We start from the raw sequence: 4,536 nt of genomic DNA, 5'->3' as shown, positions 1-4,536 counted from the left end.
TGGCGATGGAACTGTCGAGGTTCACAAGGACAACGACTTGCCTCAGGGATATACATTTACTTAGTGACAAATGATAAAGGCCAGAGGAAAACAGGGAAGTTAGGGATAATAAGATGATGAAAAACTGAAAATAGGGAAAAAGTGTCTTTGCAACTTCATTTAAATCAAGGGGTTATGAATTTCGTGATAGGCACAATTATCAGGAAGCCTTTCGGATAAAAAGTTAATGTGTGGAACCAGTAGAGATGAGGTGTTTGGTGTTAGGTTTTAGGTGTTAGGTGAGGAAATGAAATACCCATAACCCAAACTGGGGGTGAAGAGAAAAGTAATTATCTCTCGTCCCTTGTCCATAGAAGATTAATTTTATCCGAGAGCATTCTCTATAATAAAAAAGGAGGAAAATAAAAAAAATGAAAAAACTTTTTTTAAGTGTGCTATGTTTGTTAATAGTTGGAGCAGGATGCAATAAACCTACTCCACCGACTAATCAAAAATTAGTTAATCTGGAAGAAGAGGGACAACTTTATACAAGTCCAAATAATGGATTTTCTATCAGGTTATTTCCAGAATATGAAAAGGTTAATGAGGATAAAAACAAGGCCGTTTGCTTTTCTTCCGAAAAGATAACAAGATGTGCAATAATTTTCTGGGCAGAAAATGTTTATGCTGTTCATAAGGAATATAAAAAGGCATTTGAAAATCCTGAGGATTTTCAGAGTGCCGCCGCCTTACTTATACTTGAGGAATTAGGTGTTTTAGGCGAACCAATCAAGATTGAAAAAATGGATATAAAAGATGTTGATGCATATTATTTTCAAACAAAACATAAAAAACTCTTTACTGAATTTTATCGCACAAGGATTGAGGCATTTCCTAAGAATAGGAATTTACAGATTACGGTTTTCTTTCAAAATAAAGAAAAGGATTTACCTAAGGTTGTGAAAATGATTGAAAGTATGAAAATTATCCCTGGAAAGAAACAAGAAGAAGAAACTCATTCGCATACTCATACTCATTAAGAGTAAGCGTTCAGCAGTCAGTCATCAGTTGTCAGCATTTAGCCATCTTTTAGCTAAAAAAGCGAACTGATTTCAGAAGAAACGCTCATGCCCACAGGGAGTGGGCACAAATGACGATGAAAATAAAGGAAGGATGCTGGCGGGGATGCTGAAGTCGAGCAACGCAGGCTAAAGCCTGCGGCTACCAGCCTTCCCGAGTCCCGAGTCCCGAGTCCCGATTTTTAGGAGAAAGGAAATTTCACGCCAAGCACGCAAAGAACGCAAAGGGAAATAAGGGAAAAAATTACCTTTGCGCCCTTTGCGTGAAAAAACTATTTTCAGGAGAGAAAGTTGGGGGAAAAAACAATAATTGAATTATCAAATATTACAGTTAAATATGGGGAAAAAGTTGCACTATCTAATATAGACTTGAGTATTTTTAAAGGAGAGTTTGTTGGCATAATTGGTCCTAATGGTTCGGGTAAAACTACCCTTCTGAAACTCATCTTAGGCTTATTAAAACCCAGTTCGGGCAAAATTAACATCTGGGGAAAACAGGGCAGGTTAAGAGGCAGGATTAGAAATAAAATTGGCTATATCCCTCAAAATCCAGAAATAGACCGTTATTTCCCCATTAAAGTCAGTGATGTCGTGATGATGGGGAGATTTGCCAGAATAGGCTTTTTCAAAAACCCTGGTAAAGAAGATAAAAAAATAGTGCTTGAATCATTAGAAAAAGTAGGGATGAAAGACTATGTGAATACACCATTTGGACATCTATCCTCGGGCCAACAACAACGAATTGCAGTTGCCAGAGTGTTAGCTCAACAACCTGAAATGCTTCTTTTAGATGAGCCTACTGCAAACATCGATATTGGCACTCAAAATGTTATTATTAACTTAATAAACGAAATCCATCAAACTCAACAAATAACTACCTTTTATGTTGCCCATGAAATCAATCTTTTAAGTAAATCGCTGAATAGGATAATTTGTTTGAATCAGTCTATCTATAAAATTGGGACGCCTAAGGAAATCTTAAATGAACAGGTTTTAGGTGATTTATATAAAGTAAAAGTAACAATATTTTCTCATAATAATCACTATTTCTTTTTAGTGAACGAAGGGGGAGAGTAATATGGACCTGTCTGGATTTGAACTATATGGATTTCTAAAATATAGTTTTGTGCAAAAATCTTTACTGATTGCGGTGTTAGTAGGATTAAGCTGTTCTCTGGTTGGGGTATTTGTTATTTTGCGAGGGCTTTCTTTTATGGGAGTAGGGATTGCCAATGCGGCTTTTGCGGGTGTTGCCCTTGGATTCATTCTGAACATCAGCCCAATTGCACTGGCACTTATCATCAGTCTTTGCACGGCATTACTCATTGGACATATTAGCAAACGAGCAGAACTAAAATTAGATGCCTCCATCGGTATTTTCTTTGCTTTTACTATGGCAATTGGCTTTTTTTTGATGGGTGTTTTACCTGAGCAAGCAGAAGAATTACGCCATTATATTTTTGGCACGCTTATTCTTCCATCTGCTTTTGAAATTCAACTACTTATCGTCACGACGATAATTGTCATTCTTGTTATTTTCCTATTTTTTAAAGAATTTTATTTTATTACTTATAATCAGGATTTAGCTGATGCCTCTGGTCTTCCGGCTACTTTCCTGTTCTATTTTCTCCTTTGTTTAGTCGCCGGCACAATTGTTTCTTCTTTAAAGGCAGTTGGGGAGTTATTAGTTGTGGCAATGATTATTATCCCGGCGGCCTCTGCCTGTCAGCTGACCTATAATATTCGCAAAGCCGTTATTTTATCGGCTATATTTGGTGTTACCTCATCATTTCTGGGTATCTGGCTTTCATATTATCTCAATCTAAACAAAGGATTAACCGTGCCAACAGGTGCAGTGATGGTTATTATTGCTGGACTTATCTTTTTATTAACCGTCAGCCTCTCTCCTAAAAGGGGTAAAGGTGGGTATTTATAAATTGGGAATTCGGGTGGTGTCTGAAAATAACTCTAATAGTGAAATCTGTGCAGATTTGGTGTAAAAAAGGGGATAAGGAGATAAAGGGAGATATGGAGATTATTCATTGTAATTTCCAAAATTTTAGAATGAATTTATCTCCTTATCTCCATAATCCCCATATCTCCTTTTCTTACACTATTTCAACCTTTATGCTAGATTAAGACACCACCGGAATTCGACGGATATACCACTAAAGGAATGGAATGTAGAATAATAGAAGCATTAATGTATCAGTTAGAAGAGTTATTCAAACAGGGAACAAAGGAGTTAGGAATTGCTTTAAATGATGCTCAACTAAAATTGTTCTCTATTTATTTAAAGATAATTAAAGACTATAATCAGAAGGTTAATATTACAGGAATTAAGACTTCTGATGGTATTATTGTGAATCATTTTCTTGATTCATTAACTTGCGCGCTGGGATTTTGTCCGATTAATGAGATGAAGATAATCGATGTAGGAACTGGAGCAGGATTCCCAGGGATACCTTTAAAGATTTGTTACCCGCAAGTCAATTTGATTTTATTAGATTCAAAGGGAAAATATGTCGAATTCCTTTATCAACTTAAAAATCACCTGGGGATAAAATTCGAGATTTTACTGGGTAGAGCCGAAGAAATTGGGAATAAAGAAGAATATCGCCAAAGATATGATTTAGTGGTATCAAGAGCAGTTGCTAAATTAAATACATTAGTAGAATATACAGTGCCTTTTTTAAAAATAGGAGGGCTATTCATCTCTCAGAAAGGAAGTTTTCTACAAGATGAATTAATCTCTGCACAAAAGGCGATAGATATTTTAGGGGGAAGGATTAAAGAACAAAAACGGATAACCTTGCCCATTGTTCATCAAGAGAGGAATTTAGTCATTATAGAAAAGATAAAACCAACACCTGTAGAGTATCCCCGAAGAGTAGGTGTGCCAGAGAGAAAACCAATAACTTAATTTTGGTAAGCGTTCAGCCACCGAGGCACAGAGTTCACAGAGAATTAAGGAAATTAGTCACATAAGGACACGAATTAACCTGTGATATCCCATCATAAATGTAGTGCAAACCTTTAGGTTCGCCTTCTGGTTTGCCAGAAGCGAGGCTAAAACCTCGCACTACAAATCTTTTTGTTGTTCAGGGAGATTCGGGTTCACCTCGTTAGATAGTAGAACATCTAACGGGATTCATTCGTGATTATATATTCCCTCTGTGTTCTCTGTGGCTATATTCTGAACGGTTACTAATTTTGAATAGGACTTCACGAAATTAAAAATTGGTAACTGGTAACCAATTACCAGTTACCAATTACCAGTTACCAATTACCAGTTACCAGTTACCAATTACCAGTTACCAATTACCAGTTACCAGTTACCAATTACCAGTTACCAATTACCAATAATCAGGAGGATAATGTTATGGGTAGAATAATTACTATTGCCAATCAGAAAGGAGGGGTAGGAAAAACAACAACTGCGATAAATCTCGCCGCCTGCCTTGCAATGTTAGGTCAA

6 protein-coding genes are annotated in these 4,536 nt (G+C 36.5%); all 6 read left to right on the top strand.

The genetic code is table 11. From position 1 onward, the window contains the following. The first annotated feature begins 410 nt into the window (after nucleotides 1-410). Nucleotides 411-1,019 (top strand): hypothetical protein, encoded by a 609-nt coding sequence (locus tag AB1414_16190; GenBank protein MEW6608960.1) that lies wholly within the window; start codon nucleotides 411-413, stop codon nucleotides 1,017-1,019. Nucleotides 1,020-1,349: 330 nt separating this feature from the next. Then, nucleotides 1,350-2,135, top strand: a complete 786-nt coding sequence (locus tag AB1414_16185) for a metal ABC transporter ATP-binding protein (GenBank protein MEW6608959.1) — start codon at nucleotides 1,350-1,352, stop codon at nucleotides 2,133-2,135. Between the two features lies 1 nt (nucleotide 2,136). Next, nucleotides 2,137-2,994 (top strand): metal ABC transporter permease, encoded by an 858-nt coding sequence (locus tag AB1414_16180; protein ID MEW6608958.1) that lies wholly within the window; start codon nucleotides 2,137-2,139, stop codon nucleotides 2,992-2,994. A 240-nt stretch (nucleotides 2,995-3,234) separates the two neighbouring features. Further along, entirely contained in the window at nucleotides 3,235-3,981 is a 747-nt protein-coding gene (gene rsmG, locus AB1414_16175) for a 16S rRNA (guanine(527)-N(7))-methyltransferase RsmG (GenBank protein ID MEW6608957.1), read from the top strand. A 362-nt stretch (nucleotides 3,982-4,343) separates the two neighbouring features. After that, nucleotides 4,344-4,424 carry a hypothetical protein gene (locus AB1414_16170; GenBank protein MEW6608956.1) on the top strand — a complete coding sequence of 27 codons (81 nt, stop codon included), beginning with the start codon at nucleotides 4,344-4,346 and terminating at the stop codon, nucleotides 4,422-4,424. A gap of 16 nt (nucleotides 4,425-4,440) precedes the next feature. Then, a partial coding sequence (locus AB1414_16165; GenBank protein MEW6608955.1) for an AAA family ATPase occupies nucleotides 4,441-4,536 on the top strand: 96 nt, incomplete at its 3' end.

It is taken from the genome of bacterium (genome assembly GCA_040755795.1).
In the GTDB taxonomy this organism is placed as follows: domain Bacteria; phylum UBA9089; class CG2-30-40-21; order CG2-30-40-21; family SBAY01; genus JBFLXS01.
The sequence above is the reverse complement of the archived record's forward strand: the minus strand, read 5'-3'. Positions and strand labels throughout refer to the sequence as shown.

Excerpts from the sequence above, each read along its gene's own strand:
- AB1414_16190 (MEW6608960.1), top strand. The coding sequence starts at position 411 with ATGAAAAAACTTTTTTTAAGTGTGCTATGTTTGTTAATAGTTGGAGCA.
- AB1414_16180 (MEW6608958.1), top strand. The coding sequence starts at position 2,137 with ATGGACCTGTCTGGATTTGAACTATATGGATTTCTAAAATATAGTTTT.
- rsmG (MEW6608957.1), top strand. The coding sequence starts at position 3,235 with ATGGAATGTAGAATAATAGAAGCATTAATGTATCAGTTAGAAGAGTTA.